This is a genomic window from Streptomyces sp. NPDC002324 (assembly GCF_053593335.1).
On sequence record NZ_JBSFCF010000042.1, the window covers coordinates 48,523 to 67,193 of the forward strand.

General features: G+C 72.1%; 16 protein-coding genes and 1 pseudogene. 10 read left to right on the top strand and 7 right to left on the bottom strand.

Annotated features, from left to right (window positions below):
* Positions 1 to 14 precede the first annotated feature (14 nt).
* Complete coding sequence (locus ACWCRJ_RS36935; protein WP_450943384.1) at positions 15 to 1,055, top strand: L-idonate 5-dehydrogenase; 1,041 nt, start codon at positions 15 to 17, stop codon at positions 1,053 to 1,055.
* A gap of 7 nt (positions 1,056 to 1,062) precedes the next feature.
* On the opposite strand, the pseudogene ACWCRJ_RS36940 reads toward ACWCRJ_RS36935, so the two are convergent.
* Positions 1,063 to 3,278, bottom strand: a pseudogene (locus ACWCRJ_RS36940) (alpha-L-fucosidase).
* Between the two features lie 156 nt (positions 3,279 to 3,434).
* The gene (locus tag ACWCRJ_RS36945; RefSeq protein ID WP_450943385.1) at positions 3,435 to 4,517 is read right to left on the bottom strand and encodes a Gfo/Idh/MocA family protein; all 1,083 of its coding nucleotides are present in this window, start codon (positions 4,515 to 4,517) and stop codon (positions 3,435 to 3,437) included.
* 274 nt (positions 4,518 to 4,791) lie between these two features.
* Here ACWCRJ_RS36945 and ACWCRJ_RS36950 point away from each other — a divergent pair, with 274 nt between their 5' ends.
* Positions 4,792 to 5,457, top strand: a complete 666-nt coding sequence (locus tag ACWCRJ_RS36950; RefSeq protein ID WP_450943386.1) for a DUF6215 domain-containing protein — start codon at positions 4,792 to 4,794, stop codon at positions 5,455 to 5,457.
* A 59-nt stretch (positions 5,458 to 5,516) separates the two neighbouring features.
* Here the strand turns inward: ACWCRJ_RS36950 and ACWCRJ_RS36955 are convergent, their stop codons facing one another.
* The 3 genes from ACWCRJ_RS36955 to ACWCRJ_RS36965 all read right to left on the bottom strand — a co-directional run bounded on the left by ACWCRJ_RS36955 (position 5,517) and on the right by ACWCRJ_RS36965 (position 8,152).
* On the bottom strand, positions 5,517 to 6,692 hold the full coding sequence (locus tag ACWCRJ_RS36955) for an FAD-dependent monooxygenase (RefSeq protein ID WP_450943387.1): 1,176 nt from the start codon (positions 6,690 to 6,692) through the stop codon (positions 5,517 to 5,519).
* Positions 6,693 to 6,784: 92 nt separating this feature from the next.
* Positions 6,785 to 7,651, bottom strand: a complete 867-nt coding sequence (locus ACWCRJ_RS36960) for a GyrI-like domain-containing protein (RefSeq protein WP_450943388.1) — start codon at positions 7,649 to 7,651, stop codon at positions 6,785 to 6,787.
* 120 nt (positions 7,652 to 7,771) lie between these two features.
* Positions 7,772 to 8,152, bottom strand: coding sequence for a hypothetical protein (locus ACWCRJ_RS36965; RefSeq protein ID WP_450943389.1), 381 nt, complete (start codon positions 8,150 to 8,152; stop codon positions 7,772 to 7,774).
* A 101-nt stretch (positions 8,153 to 8,253) separates the two neighbouring features.
* Between ACWCRJ_RS36965 and sigJ the strand changes: the two genes are divergently transcribed.
* On the top strand, positions 8,254 to 9,231 hold the full coding sequence (sigJ, locus tag ACWCRJ_RS36970) for an RNA polymerase sigma factor SigJ (RefSeq protein ID WP_450943390.1): 978 nt from the start codon (positions 8,254 to 8,256) through the stop codon (positions 9,229 to 9,231).
* A gap of 91 nt (positions 9,232 to 9,322) precedes the next feature.
* On the opposite strand, the gene ACWCRJ_RS36975 is transcribed toward sigJ, so the two are convergent.
* Together ACWCRJ_RS36975 and ACWCRJ_RS36980 are read right to left on the bottom strand one after the other, a co-directional pair.
* Positions 9,323 to 10,627, bottom strand: coding sequence for a cytochrome P450 (locus ACWCRJ_RS36975; protein WP_450943391.1), 1,305 nt, complete (start codon positions 10,625 to 10,627; stop codon positions 9,323 to 9,325).
* Positions 10,628 to 10,647: 20 nt separating this feature from the next.
* Positions 10,648 to 12,003 carry a glutamine synthetase family protein gene (locus ACWCRJ_RS36980; RefSeq protein WP_450943392.1) on the bottom strand — a complete coding sequence of 452 codons (1,356 nt, stop codon included), beginning with the start codon at positions 12,001 to 12,003 and terminating at the stop codon, positions 10,648 to 10,650.
* Between the two features lie 212 nt (positions 12,004 to 12,215).
* Here ACWCRJ_RS36980 and ACWCRJ_RS36985 point away from each other — a divergent pair, with 212 nt between their 5' ends.
* The 7 genes from ACWCRJ_RS36985 to ACWCRJ_RS37015 all read left to right on the top strand — a co-directional run bounded on the left by ACWCRJ_RS36985 (position 12,216) and on the right by ACWCRJ_RS37015 (position 18,578).
* Positions 12,216 to 12,404 (top strand): ferredoxin, encoded by a 189-nt coding sequence (locus ACWCRJ_RS36985; RefSeq protein WP_005484148.1) that lies wholly within the window; start codon positions 12,216 to 12,218, stop codon positions 12,402 to 12,404.
* Between the two features lie 5 nt (positions 12,405 to 12,409).
* The gene (locus ACWCRJ_RS36990; RefSeq protein ID WP_450943393.1) at positions 12,410 to 13,600 is read left to right on the top strand and encodes an NAD(P)/FAD-dependent oxidoreductase; all 1,191 of its coding nucleotides are present in this window, start codon (positions 12,410 to 12,412) and stop codon (positions 13,598 to 13,600) included.
* Positions 13,601 to 13,614: 14 nt separating this feature from the next.
* Positions 13,615 to 14,427, top strand: coding sequence for an acetoacetate decarboxylase family protein (locus ACWCRJ_RS36995; protein ID WP_450943394.1), 813 nt, complete (start codon positions 13,615 to 13,617; stop codon positions 14,425 to 14,427).
* A 144-nt stretch (positions 14,428 to 14,571) separates the two neighbouring features.
* Positions 14,572 to 16,032 (top strand): aldehyde dehydrogenase, encoded by a 1,461-nt coding sequence (locus ACWCRJ_RS37000; RefSeq protein ID WP_450943395.1) that lies wholly within the window; start codon positions 14,572 to 14,574, stop codon positions 16,030 to 16,032.
* A complete protein-coding gene (locus ACWCRJ_RS37005; RefSeq protein WP_450943396.1) occupies positions 16,025 to 16,969 on the top strand; it encodes a 3,4-dihydroxyphenylacetate 2,3-dioxygenase in 945 nt (314 codons plus the stop codon). The genes ACWCRJ_RS37000 and ACWCRJ_RS37005 overlap by 8 nt, the downstream gene beginning before the upstream one ends.
* 19 nt (positions 16,970 to 16,988) lie before the next feature.
* The gene (locus ACWCRJ_RS37010; protein ID WP_450943397.1) at positions 16,989 to 17,834 is read left to right on the top strand and encodes a fumarylacetoacetate hydrolase family protein; all 846 of its coding nucleotides are present in this window, start codon (positions 16,989 to 16,991) and stop codon (positions 17,832 to 17,834) included.
* 57 nt (positions 17,835 to 17,891) lie between these two features.
* Positions 17,892 to 18,578, top strand: a complete 687-nt coding sequence (locus tag ACWCRJ_RS37015) for a TetR/AcrR family transcriptional regulator (protein WP_450943398.1) — start codon at positions 17,892 to 17,894, stop codon at positions 18,576 to 18,578.
* The last annotated feature ends 93 nt before the right edge of the window (positions 18,579 to 18,671 follow it).

Consider the following 18,671-nt stretch of genomic DNA (forward strand, 5'->3'; position numbering starts at 1 on the left):
CTCAAGGAGCACCCATGCACGCGTGTGTTGTCCACGGAGCCGGCGATCTCCGCGTCGAGGAGCGGCCGTACGACGGCCCCGCGCCCGGTGAGATCGCGGTCGCCGTCGCCCTCGGCGGGATCTGCGGTTCCGATCTGCACTACTACCACCGGGGCCGGGTCGGCGACTTCGCCGTGAGCGAGCCCATGGTGCTGGGCCACGAGGTGGTGGGCCGGGTCGCCGCGCTCGGGGCCGGCGTCGGGGGACCGGACGCTCCGGCGGTGGGCACGGCCGTCGCGATCCACCCCGCCACGCCCTGCGGGGTCTGCCCCGAGTGCGCGCGCGGCACCCGCAACGTCTGCGCCCACACCCGCTATCTGGGCAGCGCGGCCCACACCCCGCATGTGCAGGGCGGGTTCGCGCAGCGGATCACCGTGCCGGCCGGCCAGGTACGGGAGCTGCCGCCGGGGCTCGGTCTGCGACGTGCCGTGCTCGCCGAGCCGCTGGCGGTGGCGCTGCACGCGGTGCGCCGGGCGGGTGAGGTCAGCGGCAGGCGGGTGCTGGTCACCGGGGCCGGTCCGATCGGCCTGCTGGTCGTGGCCGCGCTGCGGCACGCGGGCGCCGCCGAGGTCGTCGTCAGCGACCTCCACGAGGAGCCGCTGCGGATCGCCGGCGAGGTCGGTGCCACCGCCGTCGTACGGGCGGACCGGCCCGCCGATCCCGCCTGGGCCGGCGTCTTCGACCTCGCCGTGGAGGCGTCCGGGGCACCGGCCGGGCTGCGCAGCTGTGTGGAGCGGGTACGGCGCGGCGGCGTCGTGGTCATGCTCGGGCTGCTGCCGCCCGGGGAGATCGGGCTGCTCGGCAATGTCGCGGTCACCCGGGAGCTGGAACTGCGCGGGTCCTTCCGCTTCGACACCGAGTTCGACGAGGCCCTGTCCCTGCTGGCCCAGGGCCTCCCGGTCGACGCGGTCGTCACGCACACCTTCCCGTTGGAGCGGTCCGTCGCCGCGTTCGACACGGCTCAGGACCGCACGGTCGCCTCCAAGGTGCTGCTGGATCTGTCCGGGGAGCAGTGAGGGAGCGTCAGACCTGGGTCAGCGTCCACAGCAGGTTGGTGCTGGAGTCCCACGTCCACTGCTTGGCGGCCGAACCGGCGGAGACGTTGCCGCCGCCGTCGAGGACGAGCCCGGTGGTGCGGTTGGCGAGGGTGTAGCGGCCGTCGCCCCGGTGGATGATCAGCCACTGCTGGTCGGTGGAGGCTTTCCATGCCCCGCCTGCCGGACGGCGGAGCCGTCGCCGGTGGCGCCCCAGCCGTCGGCGACCATGCCGTTGGCCCGGTTCTCCAGCTTGTAGTGGCCGTTGCCGAGGGGGACGGCGAACCACTGCAGGTTGGCGGAGTCGTCCCACGCCCACTGCTTGAGGGGCGAACCGCTCGCCACCGCTCCCCCGCTGTCCAGGGAGAGGCCGTTGACGACGTTGGTGATCCGGAAGCGCGCGGCGGGATCGAGCACCACCCGCAGTGAGGTGATCTTCTCCCGGACCCGGGGGCTGTCGGCGGTGAACGTCCAGGCGGTGCCGGTGAAGTCGTCGGCGGAGTACCCGACCAGCCGGTGGGCCGGAGCGAGCTTCAGCGAGGAGAGCCTGCGCGGCTCGATGCCGGCGAGGGTGAGCTGATCCGCCGTGTGGTCGCCCAGGGAGAGGACGACACCGGCGCCGCGGAAGCGCGAGTCCTCGAAGGCCAGCGCTCCCAGGTGGGGCTGGAGCACGGGGATGGCGCCCGAGAAGCGGAACCTGAGGACGTACGCGGGAGCGTCGAACGGCTTCGTCGCCGGGAGCGTCACCTTCAGCCCGGTCGCGCTCTGGGCCGGGGTGCCGAGGTCGAGGTAGGTGCCGGCCTCGGCGCCGAGGAGTTCCAGTGAGGTGAGCGAGTCCAGGTCGATCCGGGCGGAGTCGAGCGTCTTCAGGGTCAGCGAGTCGCCGGGCCAGCCCAGGACGGTCGCGTAGATGACGGTGCCCTCCTTGTCGCGGGTGAACCGGATGTCCCGGGCGGTACCGGCGGTGGGCCGGGTGAAGGCGCCGCCGCCCATCTTCGTCGGCCCCTCGCCGTACACGGTCCAGGCCCGGGTGCCGTAGACCGACTCGCCGAACCGCTTCAGGTAGTCGCCCATCCCGAGCAGGATGTCCTTCTGGCCCTGCGGGATGGTGCCGTCGGCCTTCGGCGCGATGTTGAGCAGCACCGTGCCGTTCTTGCTGATCCGGTCGACGAACGAGTGCAGCATCTGCGCCAGGGAGTAGTAGCCGATGCCCTCGGTGTAGCACCAGCTGCTGTTGGAGATGCTGTCGTCCGTGAGCCAGTAGGGCGCGGTGATGTCGGCGGGGCCGCCGCGCTCGTAGTCGAAGACCGAGCTGTGGGCGTCGAAGCCGTCCTTGTAGGTGGCGACGACCTCCTTGCCCCACTTGTCCGCCTCGTTGAAGTAGTACGACAGGAAGTTCAGCCGCTGCTTCTCGTCGACGTGGTCGAGCCGCCAGTCCTGCCAGAGGATGTCGGGCCGGGACCGGTCGACGATTTCCTTGAGCTTGTCGTACCAGAGCTGGTTCTCGGCCTCCGGGCCGAGCTGCCCGTACAGCTTCTTCAGGCTGGGGTCGGACTGCTCGGGCGCGAACTCGAAGAAGCCGGTGTGGTTGTACGCGTGGTGCATCGCGACCAGCAGCTTCAGGTCCTTCGCCCGGACGGCGTCGGTGAAGAGTTCCAGCAGGTCCAGTTTCGGGCCCTTGTCCACGGAGTTCCACTCGTTGACCCGGCTGTCCCACATCGAGTAGCCGTCGTGGTGCTCGGCGACCGGCCCGGCGAACCGTGCGCCCGCGTCGACGAACAGCTGGACCCATTCGTCCGGGTCGAAGTTCCCGCCGGCCGACTTGAGCTTCGGCGCGAACTGCGTGTGGTGGCCCGCGAGATCGTCGGCCCCGTCGATGAAGTGGTGGTACTGCCACTCGGCCGGGTCGCCGTAGGTGTCGATGTGGTGCTTGTTCGCCTTGTGGCCCGGCAGGTACATGTTGCGCGGGTACCACTCGCTGTCGTAGGCCGGGACGCTGAACGCGCCCCAGTGGAAGTAGATGCCGAACTTCGCGTCCCGGAACCACTCGGGAGCGGCGGTGTGTCTGTTCACGGATTCCCAGGTGGGCTTGGTCGTGGAGGCGGCCAGGGCGCTCCAGGCCGCGAGCACGTCGGTGGCGGCGGTGGCGACGACGACTGCAGTGGCACCCGTCAGGAGCCTGCGCCTGCTGATCGATTGCGACATACGCACGAACGTCAGGCATGCGGACCGTCACTGTCAACGATTGTGCAGGGATGAATGTTGCGGAAGGGGAAGGTAGTTGCCCTGCTTTTTTGGGATGTAAGCCTACTTCTGGCGATGGAGACATCACATGTCTCTACGGTCAGGTCATGGCCAGGTTCAGTGCTGGAGAGCGGGGCGCTCGACGAGATCGACCTCGACGCGGAGGCCCTCCCGCTGGGCGCGGACACCCGCCTCGGAGATCGCGGCGACGGCGTATCCGTCCCAGATGCCGGGTCCGGTGACCTCGCCCCGCCGAGTGGCGTCCACCCAGGCCTGGACCTGCCGGTCGTAGGCGTCCTCGAAGCGTTCGAGGTAGCCCGGCGTGACCGTGCCGCCCCAGCGTCCGGCCGTGTTGACGAGCATGTCGTGTCCGTCGCCGATGCGTGCCGTGCCGTTCTCGCAGACCGCCTCGGCCTGGACCTGGTAGCCGTACCGGGCGGTGAGGAAGATCTCGACGTCGGCGACGACGCCGCCGTCGGTCTCGAACACCACGAACTGCGGGTCGCTCAGACCCCGCGGGGCGTACGCCGACGGCCGGGGCCGCAGCACGGTGACGGCGGTGATCTCCTGGCCGAGCAGCCAGCGGGTGACGTCCATCTCGTGGGCGACGGAGTCGTTGATCGCCATCGCGTCGGTGAACCCGGGCGGCACCTCGGCGTTGCGGTGCCGGTGGTGCAGCAGCAGCGGCCGGCCCAGCTCGCCGCCGTCCAGCAGGGACTTGAGCTTGAGGTACTCGCGGTCGTAGCGGCGCATGAACCCGACCTGCACGCGGCGGTGCCCCAGCCGCCGCTCGGCCGCCAGCAGGCGCAGTGCGGAGGCGGGGTCCGGGGTGAGGGGCTTCTCGCACAGGACGGGCAGGTCGTACTCGAACGCGGTGAGCAGGGCCGCCTCGTGGGCGGGGCCCGGGGAGGCGACGAGGACGGCGTCGACGCCCGGTGCGGCCAGCGCCTGCGCGGTGTCGGCGTAGGCGGCGCAGCCCTCGACGCGGGCGGCGATCGCCTCGGCGCGCTCGGTGTCGAGGTCGACCACGGCGGCCACATGGGCGCCGCTGATCACCTCGCTGAGCCGGCGCACGTGGTCGGCGCCCATCCGGCCGGTGCCGATGACGGCGACGCCGAGCGACGCGGACCGCGCGCCGGGTGACCCCTGCCGAGAACCGGGTGAGCCCGGCGGGGAACCAGGTGAGCCCTGCGGGGACATGACGTTCCTGCCTCTCGTGTCCGGACGGATCCCCTACGGGGAATCGTGTTTTGCCGCACTCCGCTCACAGGTTAGGCTCCCCCGGCACACGGGGGGCGTGTGCACATCAAGGTGGGGGCACGGGGGCATGACCGACGACGTCGCGGATTCCGGAACGGGTGCGGGGGCGGGTTCCGGAGCGGATCCGGGGCCGGGGCAAGGGGTTGGAGCGGTTCCGGGGCCGGGTTCGGGAACGGGGCCGGGCGCGGGTTCGAGTGCGGGCTCCGGTAAGGAGATGAGCACGGCGGCCCAGGTGATATCGGCGGTGGCGACCGTCGGAGTGCTCCTGGGGGGCCTGTGGGTACTGGCAGACCTCCTCGACCAGACGCCCCAGACCCTGGGACCGGCCGCGTGCTCGTCCTCCGACGACGCCTCGCCCCCTCCGCGGGGCAAGGTCTCCGGTGCGCGGCTGTGCACCGCCCTGAACCGCGCCGACCTGCCCACGCTCCTCGGCACCCCGACCGAGCAGGCGGTGAGCGCGTCGGGCAGCGAGAGCGAGTCGAAGTGGGCCGACGGCACCAGGACGGTCACCCCCGAGGCGAAGGTCGAGCTGGACACCTACGCCGTGGAGCTCTCGGCGTCCTACGAGGACCTCCCGGTCGCCGAGTCGGTCGGCTACCTGGGCGCCGACGCCACGAGCAGGACCGTCCTGGGACACCGGGCGGTCCTGTACTCGGGACAGACCATCGCCATCTCCTTCAGGCTCGACGGCAGCGACGCCGAGTCCGGCCCCGGCGGCGTCGCCCGCCGGCTGCTCGTCGCGACCGACCCGAAGGACAGCGGCAGCACCTACGAAATCGTCATCTGGCGCCAGGACTCCCAACGGCCCGACGACCAGGCCCTGTTCCGGATCGCCGAGAAGGTCCTGCCGACGCTCCCCGGCTGGAAACCGGCCGACTGACCCCTCGGACTCCCGGGCTGGAAACCGCCCGGCCGACCCCTCGTCGCGGCCCGTGTCTCCTACGACGCGGTCCCGTCGAAGGTGTCGAGCGCCCAGGCACCCGCGTGGGGGCCGAACCCGTTCGGCCCCGCCTGCGCGGCCAGTCGGGCGTCGCGGGCGCGGGACTCCGGTCCGTCGGGCAGGTGGTAGTCCTCGCCGGCCCGCGCGGATCCGGCCTGCACCCGGGTGGCGGCGGCGAGCCGTCGGCGCACGTACCGGTCCAGCGCGTCGGGAACGTCGGCAGGTGCCGCGCCCGCGACACAGTCGCCGAGCACCGCCGCGTCGACCAGCGCCTGGGCCGCGCCCTGCGCGTGGAACGGCACCATCGCGTGGGCACTGTCGCCGAGCAGGGCGACGCGCCCGACGTTCCAGCGGGCGAGCGGGGCGCGGGTGTGGATGCCGTACCGGAGCACCTCCCCCGCCCGTCCCAGGACGTCGCGCACCCGGGGGTCCCATCCGTCGAACGCGCGCAGGTACTCGCCCGGCTCGGCCCGGGCGGTCCACGACTCCCGCGCCGCCCCGGTCCCGACGACGCCGACGACGTTGAGCAGTTCACCGCGCCGCACCCAGTAGTGCACGAAGTGCCGTCCGGGCCCGAGCCAGAGCGCGTACTCCGGCAGGTCCAGTCCGGCCACCTCGGCGGCCGGCAGCAGCGCCCGGTAGGCGGCCATCCCCGAGTACAGGGCCTCGTCGGCGCCGAACAGCCACCGGCGGGCCCGGGAACGTACACCGTCCGCGGCGACGACCAAGTCTGCGGACAGGTGTTCGCCGTCGGCCGTCGTCAGCCACACGGACCTGTCGTCCTGCTCGACACCGACGGCCACGGTGTCCAGACGCACCGACCCCGGCGGCACGGCGGCGGCCAGGGTCCGGTGCAGATCGGCCCGGTGCGTCTGCAGGTACGGCGCCCCGAACGCGTCCTCCACCTCGCGTCCCAGCGGGTAGCCGCAGATCTCACCGCCGTCGGACCAGGTGCGAAAGCTCAGCCGGGACGGCCGGTGGGAGCGGGCGGCGACCGCGTCGAGCAGACCGAGCCGGCGCAGGACGCGGGTGGCGTTGGGCGCGAGCTGGATGCCCGCGCCGATCTCGGTGAACCGCGGCGCCTGCTCGACGAGCGTCACCTCGCACCCGGCGCGCCGCAGACTCAGCGCCGCGGCCAGCCCCCCGATGCCCGCCCCCACGACGATCGCCCGCATGCCCCCACCTCAGGTCGACGTCGTCCCACGCTACCGGCGGGCGAGGGCGGGAGGCAGGCGCGCGACGACGTGAAGTCGCCGCGCGCCGGCGCTCAGAGCGGGGTCCGCTCCACCGGGATCCACAGCTCCGCGTCCGCCCGCGCCGCGTCCTCGGACAGCCGGGTCCGCAGGATCTCGGGGCCCGGCCGGCTGCGGTACGGATTGGACGGGAACCACTGGGTGAAGACGTCCCGCCACAGATACTGCAGCGCCTGCGGGAACGGTCCGGAGTTCTCGAACACGGCCCAGGTCCCGGCCGGGACGGTCAGCTCGTCCATGTCCTCGGGCGTGGCCGCGCGGGTCACCGCCCCGTGGAAGTAGTCGAGTTCGGTGCCCTCCGCCCGGCTGTCGTCGAGGTTGTCGCTGACGGAGACGATGCCCCGCGGTTCCTGGTCCGACAGGCTCTCGATGCGCCGCAGTGTCTCCTGGCCGATGCCCCGGATGAAGTCGGCGATCGCCGGGTTCATCCCCTCGTGCACCAGCGGGACCCTGGTGCCCCTGCCGACCACCCGGAACTCCTCCCTCTCCACGACTCGGTATCGCATGCTTCCGCTCCCTTCGACGACGAGGCGGAAGGACATCCGGGGCTGGGACCGCAGAGCCGCTCCGGTCCGCCGGGCCTCGCCGGGGCCGACGCCGTGCAGGGCGCGGAACGCCCGCGCGAACGCCTCCCCCGAGCCGTAGCCGTAACGCACCGCGATCTCCAGCAGGGTCCGCTCGCCGGCCAGCACCTCGGCGCCGGCGACGGTGAGCCGCCGGCGCCGGACGTACTCCGACAGCGGCATGCCCGCGAGCGCGGAGAACAACCGCCGCAGGTGGTACTCCGACGTCACCGCGATCCGTGCCAGGTCGGCCACCTCGATCGGCTGATCGAGATGGTCCTCGATGTGCTCCATGGCCTGGTTGAGCCGTTCCAGCACCCCGGCCTCCTTCCTTTCACCCACCACGCTAGGAAGGAGCCACCCTGCCGCACCCGACATCCTGTGCCCGCTCCGGTCGGGCGCGGCGGTGGGCGGGGGGATCGCGGGACGGCCCACGGCTCAGCGCCTGGCCAGGGCCAGCACGCTCAGGCCGAACATCAGCACGCCCAGGGGGAGATGGACCGACGGGACGTGCGCGATGCCCAGCACGACCTGGACCGAGGCGAGGGCGAGGAAACCGCAGGCGTGCAGGACCGGCCGGAGCGGGCCGCCACCCGGCCTCCACGCCGTCACCGCCGCGAGCACGTACAGCATGGACGCCCCGTACATCACCCGGGCGCCGACGTCGTGCAGGGTCTCCCCGTAGGACGAGGTCAGCAGCAGGCCGGCGGAGACCGCCTGGAGGGAGATGGTCAGGGTCTGCAGGGCGATCGCGATCCGCAGGAACGAGGAGCCGCGCCGTCCGTTCGCCGTCGCCGTCGCCGTCATCTGGGTGGCCATGTCGTCGTCCCCGTTTCCGCCCGTGGGCAGTGGATCGATAAGGTCTCACCGGTTCGACGACGTGGGCCCGTGAAAGGTAAGGCGAGGGGGCGGCGGGAAGCATGGCGGCTGTCGGGACCGGCCCGGACGCGGCGGAGGGCGAGCGACGCCGACTGGTCAACGTCGCCTACCGGTTGCTCGGTTCGGTGGCCGAGGCCGAGGACGCCGTACAGGACGCCTACGCACGCTGGTACGGGCTGTCACGGAGCCGCCGGGCGGAGATCCGCTCCCCCGGCGCCTGGCTGACCACGGTGACCGGCCGTATCTGCCTGGACCTGCTCGGCTCGGCGCGGGCCCGCCGCGAGCGCTATGTCGGCGTGTGGCTGCCCGAGCCGCTGCCCGACCGCGCCGGCCGGGACCGTGCGGGCGGCACCGGACCCGGCGGCGCGGCGGACCCCGCCGATCCCGCCGATCCCGCCGATCCCGCCGATCCCGCCGATCCCGCCGACCTGATCGTCCTGGACGAGTCGGTGGACATGGCCCTCCTCGTCGTCCTGGAGTCGATGACGCCCGCCGAGCGGGTGGCGTTCGTCCTGCACGACGTCTTCCGGTACCCCTTCGCCGAGATCGCCGACGTGCTCGGCCGGACCCCCGCGGCCTGCAAGCAGCTGGCCGCCTCCGCCCGCCGACGGGTGGGGGCCGCGTCCGCTCCGGCCGCCCCGGTGACGGCGTCCGGCCGGGCCGAGGTGGTACGTCGGGTCAAGGAGGCGTGGGAGGCGAAGGACATCGCGGCCCTCGTCGCCCTCCTCGACCCGTCGGCCGTGCTGACCGCCGACGGAGGCGGCATGGCCGGCGCCGTCCCGCGCCCGGTCGAGGGCGGCGCGCGCATCGCCCGGTACCTGGTCGCCATCGCCGACATGGCACCTGGACTCGAACTCCTGGAGCGGTCGGTCAACGGTGTGCCGGGCCTGGTGGCCCGGCGGGCCGGCGCCGTGGCGACCGTGGCCTCGTTCGACGTCTCCGACGGACGCGTCACGCGGATCTGGGCGGTCCGCAACCCCGAGAAGCTGCGGCCGTGGGCGCGGGAGGGCGGGCTGTAGGGCACGTGTCCCTCCCCGCTCCCCGCCCTCTTTGAGGGACGCGCGACTCGGGCACCGGCGGGCATCTCCCCCACCGGTGCCCGAGGGTGTGTCAGGCGAGGGTGACCTCGACCGGCAGCTTCTTGATGCCGTTGACGAAGTTGGAGCGCACGCGCGGCACCTCACCGACGAGGCGGATGTCGGCGAGGCGCGGGATCAGCTCCTCGAACATGATGCGGATCTCCGTGCGGGCCAGCAGATTGCCCAGGCACAGGTGCGGGCTGCCCTTGCCGAAGGTGACGTGGTCGTTGTCGGCGCGGGCGACGTCGAAGTCGTACGGGTTGCCGAAGACCGCCTCGTCACGGTTGCCGGAGGCGTACCACATGACGACCTTGTCGCCCTCCTTGACCTGCTTGCCGCCGAGTTCGACGTCACGGGTCGCGGTGCGGCGGAAGTGGTAGACGGGGGACGCCCAGCGCAGGAACTCCTCGGTGGCCGCCGGGATCAGCGACGGGTCCTCCTGGAGGCGGGCCAGCTGCTCCGGGTGCTGGAGCAGGGCCAGCATGGAGTGGGTGATCGTGTGGCGGGTGGTCTCGTTGCCGGCCACGACGAGGAGCAGAAAGTAGTTGTCGAAGTCCTGGGCGGAGAGCGGGACCCCGTCGCGCGGGGTGGTGTTGACCAGCTTGGACACCAGGTCGGTGCCGTCGCCGCCGCGCCGCTGCCGGGCCAGTTCGCGGCCGTACTCGAAGACTTCGAGGGAGGCGGGCGAGCGGAACGGCAGGTCGCGGTAGCGCTCGCTCTCCGCGCTGTGCAGCAGGACGTCCGCGTAGTCGGGGTCGGTGTTGCCGATGATGCGGTTGCCCCAGTCGATGAGGCGCTGGTTGTCCTCCGGGGGTACGTCCAGGAGCCGGGCGAGGACGTTGATGGGGAAGTCGGCGGAGACGTCGGCGACGAAGTCGAAGGTGCCCTTGGCGAGGGCCGCGTCGAGGGTGCGGGCGGTCAGTCCGCGCAGGAAGTCGGTGTAGCTGTTGATGACGTTCGCGCCGAACTGCCGCTGGATCACGCTGCGCAGGGCGCGGTGGCGGACGCCGTCCAGCTCCAGGATGGAGGCGCGGATCTTGATCTGGTCGTCGTCGACCTCCTCCAGGTTGACGAACCGGGTGGAGGTGAAGGTCTCGGCGTCCCGGTCGACGCGGGCGATGTCGGCGTGCCGGGTCACCGCCCAGAAACCGGAGTTGGGGGCCTCCTCCGGCTGCCAGTGGACCGGGTCCTCGTGGCGCAGGGTGTGGAACATGCGCCACGGGGTGACGCCGTCGGTGAACTTGTCGAGGTCGGCGAGGTCCACGTCGTCCAGCGGCAGGGGTTCCCGGACGGCCTCGCGCACGAGGGCGGAGGGAAGGTGGGCGGATGTGGTCATGGCAGTGGTTCTCCCGGGCTTCACAGGTGGTAGGCGTACTCGGTGAACTCCCAGTCGGTGACGTGCCGTTGGAAGCGTTCGACCTCATCGCGCTTGTAGGTGAGGTACGAGGTGGTGAAGTCCTTGCCGAGGATCTCGGTGAGGGCGGTGTCCGCCTCCAGCGCGTCGAGGGCGGCGGGCAGGCTCCTCGGCAGCACGGCCGAGCGGGCGGTGTCGTAGCCGTAGCCCTCCAGCGGGGCGGGGGGTTCCTCGCCCGCGCGGACGCCGAGCAGCGCGGCGGCGATCGTGCCGGCGATGAGCAGGTACGGGTTGGCGCCGGCGTCGCCGAGCCGCAGTTCGAGACGGGCGCCGGAGCCGCGCTCGGGCGGGATGCGGATCATGGCGCTGCGGTTGTCCAGGCCCCAGTCGATCAGCCAGGGCGCGAGGGTGTCGGGGCCGAACCGCTTGTAGGAGTTGATCGTGGGGTTGGCGAGGGCGGCGAGGGCCGGGGCGTGGGCGAGGACTCCGGCGACGGCGTGGCGGGCGGTGCCGGAGAGCCCGTACCGGCCCTCGGGGTCGTCGAAGGCGTTGTGGCCCCGCTCGTCGTCGCAGGACAGGTGGAGGTGGAAGCCGGAGCCGCCCGCGTCGTTGAAGGGCTTGGCCATGAAGGTGGCGAGGCGGCCCTCCTTGCGTGCGAGTTCCTTGACGGCGGCCTTGAAGCGGAAGGAGCGGTCGGCGGCCGAGAGGGCCTCCGAATGCGTCAGGTTGATCTCGAACTGGCCGCCGTCGAACTCGTGGTTGCCGTTGGTGACGCCGATACGCAGGTCGCGCAGGTGCCGCAGGGTGCGCAGCAGGTGGTTGTCGGGGTCGGCGCGCAGACCGGCGGTGTAGACGGCGCCGGTGGCGCCCGAGTAGCGCTTGAAGCCGCTCGGGGACGCGGGGTCCTCGTCGCAGAGGAAGTACTCCAGTTCGGGGCCGACGACCGGGCGCAGGCCCTGCTCGGCCGAGCGGGCCAGCACCGAGCGCAGCAGGTCGCGCGGGGACTCGGGGGCGGGTGCCCCGGTGGCCGGGTCGATGGTCTCGCCGAGGCAGGTGGCGACGCCCGGCTCCCAGGGCAGGGCGAGCAGGGTGTCGAGATCGGGGCGCACATGGATGTCGGGCAGGCCGGCGTCCAGGCCCCCGGCGACGGGGACGACATCGCCCTGGGGGGAGGTGTGGTAGACGGCCCGGCAGAAGGCGAGCCCGTGCTCGCACGCCGTCGGCAGCTGGTCGAGCAGTACGTCGCGGGCCCGGTCGGTGCCGATGAGGTCGGGGTAGATAACCCGGACCACATCGATGCCCTCTGCGGCCAGCCGCTCCTGGTGATGTCCGACGGCCGGCGTTTCAGATGCGCTCACCGTTGTCTCCTAGACGACTGGGGCCGATTGTTTGATGCCAAACGATAAGAACGTCTCCATCGGCCCGCAAGGGGTCGGCCACAAAAAATTATCCACCTGGACAGGTATTGACCAGGGGGTGACGGCTTCCTATGTTGTTTGAAGCCAAACGAGATGCTTCGTCATCGGCTTCCCCACCCCGCCCGACGCCCTGAATCCCAGGAGGACCGGCCATGAAGGTCGTCGTCGACATGAACAAGTGCCAGGACCACGGACAGTGCGTCTTCGCCGCCCCCGACGTCTTCCAGCTCGACGAGAACGGGCGCCTGGCCTACGTCAGCGACCCCGACGACGCGCTCCTCGACGAGGTCGAGGAAGCCGCCGACGTCTGTCCCCTCCAGGCCATCCGGATCGAGGGCTGAGCACGATGACAGGACGCGTGGTCGTCGCGGGTGCCTCCATGGCCGGTCTGCGCGCCGCCGAACAGCTGCGGGCCGCGGGGTGGACGGGGCCGGTCACCCTCGTCGGCGACGAGCCGCACATGCCCTACAACCGGCCCCCGCTCTCCAAGGAGGTGCTGGCCGGGAAGGCGCCCTTCGAGTCGCTCGCCTTCCGTCCCCGCGCGAGCGTGGCCGACGTGGAGTGGCGGCTCGGCACCAAGGTCGTCGCCGCGCGCCTCGACGAGCGGAGCGTGGAACTCGACGACGGCTCGACGCTGTCGTACGACGCCCTGGTCGTCGCCACCGGTATGCGGCCCCGCCGGCTCGCCTGCCCCGGCCCGCTCGCCGGCCGCCACACGGTCCGTACGCTCGCCGACGCGCAGGGCCTGCGCGAGGAGCTGACCCGGCCCGGTGCCCGGGTCGTCGTGATCGGCGCCGGGTTCATCGGTTGCGAGGTCGCCGCCACGGCCGTGGGTCTGGGAGTCGCCGAGGTGACCGTGGTCGATCCGCTGCCGCTGCCCATGGTCGGTCCGCTCGGTGACCTGCTCGGACGCGCGCTGCTGCGGCGGCACGAGGAGCGCGGGGTGCGGTTCGCGCTCGGCACGGGCGTCGCCGGGTTCGAGGGCAGGGACCGGGTCACGGGTGTGGTGCTCGGCGACGGGACCGTCCTGCCCGCCGACGTGGTGGTGGAGTCGGTCGGCTCGGCCGCCAACGTCGAGTGGCTGGAGGGCAACGGTCTCGACCTGTCCGACGGCGTGCTCACCTGCGAGCAGCTGCGGGTCGGCGGGCGCCCCGAGGTGGTCGCCGTCGGCGATGTCGCCCGCTTCCCCAACGCCCGCTACGACGCCGTGCCCCGCCGCGTCGAGCACTGGTCCATCCCCACGGACACCGCCAAGCACGCGGCGAAGGTCCTCACCGGCGCCGAGCTGCCCCCCTTCGCACCGCTGCCGACGTTCTGGAGCGACCAGCACGACTTCCGACTGCAGTCCTTCGGCGCACCGGTCCTCGGCCGGGACGACGTACGGGTCCTGGACGGCGACCCCGCGGGGGACGTCCTGGCCGGCTACCACCACGGCGGCCGGCTGGTCGGGGTCGTCGCGCTCGGCGGCCCCGCCACCGTGGCCGCCGCCGCCCGCCACCGCGCCGAACTGCTCAAGCAGCCCGCACTCACCGCGTAAGGATCCCCCTGACCATGACCAGTGTCCGTGGATACTTCCACCCCAAGACGGCGAGCGGTGCCTCGTCGTTGATCCCGTCGCCGCCCTGGCGCTACTCGGGCGACCTGCTCACCGTCGAATACCGCACGGATCCCGCGCGGGTGCGTGAACTGCTGCCGGAGCCCCTGGAACTGGCCGACGAGGACCCCGGCGCGGTCGCGCTGATCTGGGCCGACTGGCAGTCCTGCTCGGCTTCGGGCGCGGAACTGCTCGACCCGGTGCTCTCCCAGTACAAGGAGGCTTTCGCGGTCGTCCGCTGCCGGTACAAGGGGCAGACGTACTCGCGGTGCGTCCACATCTGGGTCGACAAGGACTTCGCGATCGCGCGCGGGCTGCACCAGGGGTATCCGAAGAAGCTGGGGTCCATCCACCAGACGCGGCCGCACCCCTTCGGACCGGCCCCGCGGATCGAGGCGGGAGCGCGCTTCGGGGCGACGCTGGCGGCAGCGGACCGGCGGCTCGCGCAGACCGTGGTGACGCTGCGGGAACCGTCGGAGACGAACGGGTTCGTGAACGCCCACCCCATGGCGCACCACCGGTGGCTGCCGTCGATCGAGAAGGGGAAGGGCCTGGCACTGGACGAGCTGATCGAGACCGGCGCCGCCTCCTTCGAGGGCGGTCAGCCGTGGGTCGGCGAGGCCGAGCTGGAGCTTTTCGAGGCACCGACCGAGGAGCTGGCCCGGCTGTCGGTCGAGGAGCCGATCGCCGCGTACTACCGGCAGGTCGGGGTCGTCTGGGACGGCGGGCGGCTGCTGGAGTCCGGGCTGTCGGGCGCGCTCGCCGAGTAGAGCCGCCGGTCGGCGCGCGGGTCGAGTACAGCCGTCGTCGGCGCGGGCCGTCCGTGGCCCGGCGCGCCCACGCGGCCCACCGCCCGTCGTGACCGCCCCGCCCCCAGGTAAGCGGGTCCGCCCCATCCCGAGAAGGAATCCCTGATGTCTGACAAAATCACCGTCGCCGGCGTCTCCGTCGACACCCGGCACTGGATCGGCGGGCGGCGGGTCGCCTCCGCCGACACCTTCACCGACGTCTCCCCCGTCGACGGCCGGGTCCTCGGCGAGATCGCCCGCGCCGGGACCGTCGAGGTCGAGGCCGCCGTCGCCGCCGCCGCCGAGGCGTTCCCCGCCTGGGCCGCCACCTCCCGCGCCGAACGCGCCCGCGTCCTGCACGCCGTCGCCGACGGGGTCGAGAAGCGGATCGAGGAGCTGGCGATCGTCGAGACCAACGACAACGGGGCGCTGCTGCGCTCGCACCGGCGGGGTGTGATGCCGCGCGTGGCGCACAACTTCCGGTTCTTCGCCGACTGGTTGCTCACGCTGGCGCACGACGACTTCGAGACGCGCGGGCACACCAACAAGGTGAGCTGGGACCCGGCGGGCCCGTCCGTGCTGATCACTCCGTGGAACGCGCCGCTGATGCTGGCCACCTGGAAGGTCGCCCCGGCCCTCGCCGCGGGCAACACGGTGATCCTCAAGCCCGCCGAGTGGACCCCGTTGACCGCCTCGCTGCTGGCGGACATCGCGGCCGAGGCGGGGCTCCCCGCCGGAGTGCTCAACGTCGTGCAGGGGTACGGCTCGGAGATCGGTGACGCGCTCACCTCGCACCCGGACGTGCGGCGGATCAGCTTCACCGGGTCGGTGCCCACGGCCCAGCGGATCGCCGCCTCGGCGGCGCCGAACCTCACTCCGCTCAGCCTCGAACTGGGCGGCAAATCACCGCTGCTGGTCTTCGCGGACGCCGATCTGGACCTGGCCGTGGACCTCGCGGTGGAGCAGTACGACAACGCCGGACAGGTCTGCCTCGCGGCCACGCGGTTCCTGGTCGAGGAGTCGGTCGCCGAGGAGTTCACCCGACGGTTCGTGGCGAAGGCGTCGGCGCTGAAGCAGGGCGACCCGCGCGACGAGGCCACCGACATCGGGCCCAACATCCACCCCCGGCAGCTGGAGAAGATCGACGGCTTCGTGCGGCGGGCCGTGGCCGACGGGGCCCGGGTGGTCATCGGCGGGCACCCCGGTGAGGGGCAGTACTACGCGCCCACCCTGCTCACCGATGTCGCCCAGGACTCGGAGATCGTGCAGGAGGAGGTCTTCGGGCCGGTCCTGACCCTGCAGACCTTCACGGGCGAGGACGAGGCGGTCCGGCTCGCCAACGACACCCGCTTCGGACTGGCCGCCACCCTCGCCACCGGTGACACCGAGCGGGCCGCCCGGGTGACCGAGCGGCTGGTGGCGGGCACGGTGTGGGTGAACTGCTTCTTCGTCCGCGACCTCCAGGCCCCCTTCGGCGGCTCCCGGCACTCCGGGGTCGGCCGCGAGGGCGGCACCTGGAGCTTCGACTTCTACTGCGACGTGAAGAACACCGTGACCGCGCCGAACGGATGGAACGACCATGGGTGAGATCGTCGGGGCGGGGCTCCTCGCCCACGTCCCCACCATCGTCCTGCCGGAGGCCGACCGGCTGGAGCTGAACGAGGGCAGGGAGATCACCCTCGTCACCGGCCTGCGGCAGCTGCGCGAGGACGTCTTCTCCCGCGACGACTACGACACCGTCGTGGTCCTCGACTCGCACTGGGCGACGACCGTCGAGTTCGTGGTCACCGCGCAGGCGCGCCGGGCCGGCCTCTTCACCTCCGAGGAGCTGCCGCGCGGGATGTGCCGGATGCCGTACGACTTTCCCGGCGACCCCGAACTGGCCCGGAACATCGAGCGGTTCGCGGACGAGCACGGCACCTGGATCACCGCGATCGAGGACGAGTACCTGCCGATCTACTACGCCACGATCAACCTGTGGAAGTTCCTCGGCGAAGGTCTGCCCGACAAGCGCTGGGTGACCATCGGCGTCTGCCAGACCGGCGACATGGAGGACCATCTCCGGCTCGGGCGGGCGCTCGCCGACGGCATCGCCGCCACCCCCGGACGACGGGTCCTGATCATCGCCTCCGGCGCGCTGTCGCACACCTTCTGGCCGCTGCGCCAGCTGCGCGACCACGAGTCCAGCGACCCGGCGCACATCTTCACACCCGAGGCGCGCGAGGCCGACCGCGAGCGCATCTCCTGGTTCAAGGAGGGCCGGCACGACAAGGTCCTCGACACCATGGACGAGTTCTGGAAGTACAAGCCCGAGGCGAGGTTCTTCCACTACCTGATGATGGCGGGCGCGCTCGGAGAGCAGGCCTGTGTCGCCAGGGCCCGGCAGTACGGGGAGTACGAGAACTCCATCGGCACCGGACAGGTGCACCTGTGGTTCGACCGCCCGGCCCACGGCTGGACCGGCGACGACAGCGGCGGCACCTCCACGGCCGCCGGCCCGCACGACCCTCACACCCGCGACTAGCCCCACCCCTGGAGCCCACATGCCCGAGTACCGCCACATCCTCCTCGACGGGGCCACCGTCGAGGTCACCGTCGACGGCGACGAACTGGTCGCCGGGGACGGCCGCCGCGTCAAGATCGAGGAGGCCCACCACCTCCCGCCGGTCGTGCCGTCGAAGGTGATCGCCGTCCACCTCAACCACCGCAGCCGTGTCGAGGAATTCCGGATCGGACTGCCGGAGACGCCCACCTACTTCCACAAGCCGACCTCCTCCCTCAACAGCCACCGGGGCGCGATCGTCCGCCCCGACGGCTGCAAGTGGCTCAACTACGAGGGCGAGGTCGCCATCGTCATCGGCAGGACCGCGCGGAACATCGCGCCCGAGGACGCGGGCGCGTACATCGCCGGCTACACGATCGCCAACGACTACGGCCTGCACGACTTCCGTGACACCGACGCGGGTTCGATGCTGCGGGTGAAGGGTTCCGACACCCTGTGCCCGCTCGGCCCCGGACTCGTCACCGACTGGGACTTCCACGGCAGGCGGCTGCGGACGTACGTCAACGGCGAGGTCGTCCAGGACGGTACGACGGACGAGATGAAGTGGGACATGCACTACCTCGTCGCCGACATCGCCCGCACGATCACGCTGTACCCGGGTGACGTCCTGCTCTCCGGCACCCCGGCCAACTCCCGGCCCGTCCAGCCCGGCGACGTCGTCGAGGTGGAGGTGGAGGGCCTCGGCCGGCTCACCAACCACGTCGTCACCGGCCCCACCCCGGTCCGCGCCGACGTCGGCGCACAGCCCACCGAGTCCGAGGAAGTGCTGTCCACGGCGCTCGGCGGCGACTGGGAGTTCCGTGGCGTCCGCCCGCCCCGGCGGTGATCCCGGCGGCGAGAGGGGCAGGCGGCGGGCCGGAGGCAGGCGGGTAGGGTCACGCGCATGACCGACTCCGCCGACGTCCCCGAGAGCCGCCGGCCACGCAAGCGCCTCCACTACGGCGAGGGGCGGGAAGCCCTGCTGAACGCCGCCGTGCGCGTGGTGGCGCGGGGCGGTCTGCGCCGGCTCACCTACCGGGCCGTCGCGGAGGAGGCGGGGGTCACCCACGGGCTCGTCGTGCACCACTTCGGGTCGCGCGACGCCCTGATCGAGGAGGCCCTCGCCCACACCATCCGCTCCTCGCTCGACACCAGCTCCCTGGAACCGGGCACCGGCAAGGTCGCCGACTTCTCCGTCGGGCTGTCGGAGATGGTCACGGCCGACCCGGACACCCAGGCGTTCCAGTACGAGCTGCTGCTGGAGTCCCGGCGGCGGCCGGAGCTGCTGCCGCAGATCCGCGAGCTGTACGACGAGTACTTCGACGCCGCCCGGCGCGAGCTGGGCCGGATACTGCCGGCCGGCGCCGACACGGCGCTCGCCCGGCTGGTCTTCGCCGCGCTGGACGGTCTCGTCCTGCACCAGCTCGTCTTCGACGAGCCGGAGGTCACGGAACGGGCCGTGGAGGAGCTGCGCACCCTCCTGCGGCTGCTCCACGCCGACGGCGACGCCACCGACGACGGCGAGGCCTCCGACGCCTCCGCCACCTCCGACGACCAGGACACGTACGACGCCGGCGAAGCCCGCGCATAGCCGCTGACCTCAGCGGTCATGGCCCCGGACGTGCCGCGTCCGGGGCTTTTCGCCATGCCCGCACGGGCTCCGGGAAGCCCGGCGAAAATCTTC

Excerpts from the sequence above, each read along its gene's own strand:
- ACWCRJ_RS36935 (WP_450943384.1), top strand. The coding sequence starts at position 15 with ATGCACGCGTGTGTTGTCCACGGAGCCGGCGATCTCCGCGTCGAGGAG.
- ACWCRJ_RS36945 (WP_450943385.1), bottom strand. The coding sequence starts at position 4,517 with ATGTCCCCGCAGGGCTCACCTGGTTCCCCGCCGGGCTCACCCGGTTCT.
- ACWCRJ_RS36950 (WP_450943386.1), top strand. The coding sequence starts at position 4,792 with ATGAGCACGGCGGCCCAGGTGATATCGGCGGTGGCGACCGTCGGAGTG.
- ACWCRJ_RS36955 (WP_450943387.1), bottom strand. The coding sequence starts at position 6,692 with ATGCGGGCGATCGTCGTGGGGGCGGGCATCGGGGGGCTGGCCGCGGCG.
- ACWCRJ_RS36965 (WP_450943389.1), bottom strand. The coding sequence starts at position 8,152 with ATGGCCACCCAGATGACGGCGACGGCGACGGCGAACGGACGGCGCGGC.
- sigJ (WP_450943390.1), top strand. The coding sequence starts at position 8,254 with ATGGCGGCTGTCGGGACCGGCCCGGACGCGGCGGAGGGCGAGCGACGC.
- ACWCRJ_RS36975 (WP_450943391.1), bottom strand. The coding sequence starts at position 10,627 with ATGACCACATCCGCCCACCTTCCCTCCGCCCTCGTGCGCGAGGCCGTC.
- ACWCRJ_RS36985 (WP_005484148.1), top strand. The coding sequence starts at position 12,216 with ATGAAGGTCGTCGTCGACATGAACAAGTGCCAGGACCACGGACAGTGC.
- ACWCRJ_RS36990 (WP_450943393.1), top strand. The coding sequence starts at position 12,410 with ATGACAGGACGCGTGGTCGTCGCGGGTGCCTCCATGGCCGGTCTGCGC.
- ACWCRJ_RS36995 (WP_450943394.1), top strand. The coding sequence starts at position 13,615 with ATGACCAGTGTCCGTGGATACTTCCACCCCAAGACGGCGAGCGGTGCC.
- ACWCRJ_RS37000 (WP_450943395.1), top strand. The coding sequence starts at position 14,572 with ATGTCTGACAAAATCACCGTCGCCGGCGTCTCCGTCGACACCCGGCAC.
- ACWCRJ_RS37005 (WP_450943396.1), top strand. The coding sequence starts at position 16,025 with ATGGGTGAGATCGTCGGGGCGGGGCTCCTCGCCCACGTCCCCACCATC.
- ACWCRJ_RS37010 (WP_450943397.1), top strand. The coding sequence starts at position 16,989 with ATGCCCGAGTACCGCCACATCCTCCTCGACGGGGCCACCGTCGAGGTC.
- ACWCRJ_RS37015 (WP_450943398.1), top strand. The coding sequence starts at position 17,892 with ATGACCGACTCCGCCGACGTCCCCGAGAGCCGCCGGCCACGCAAGCGC.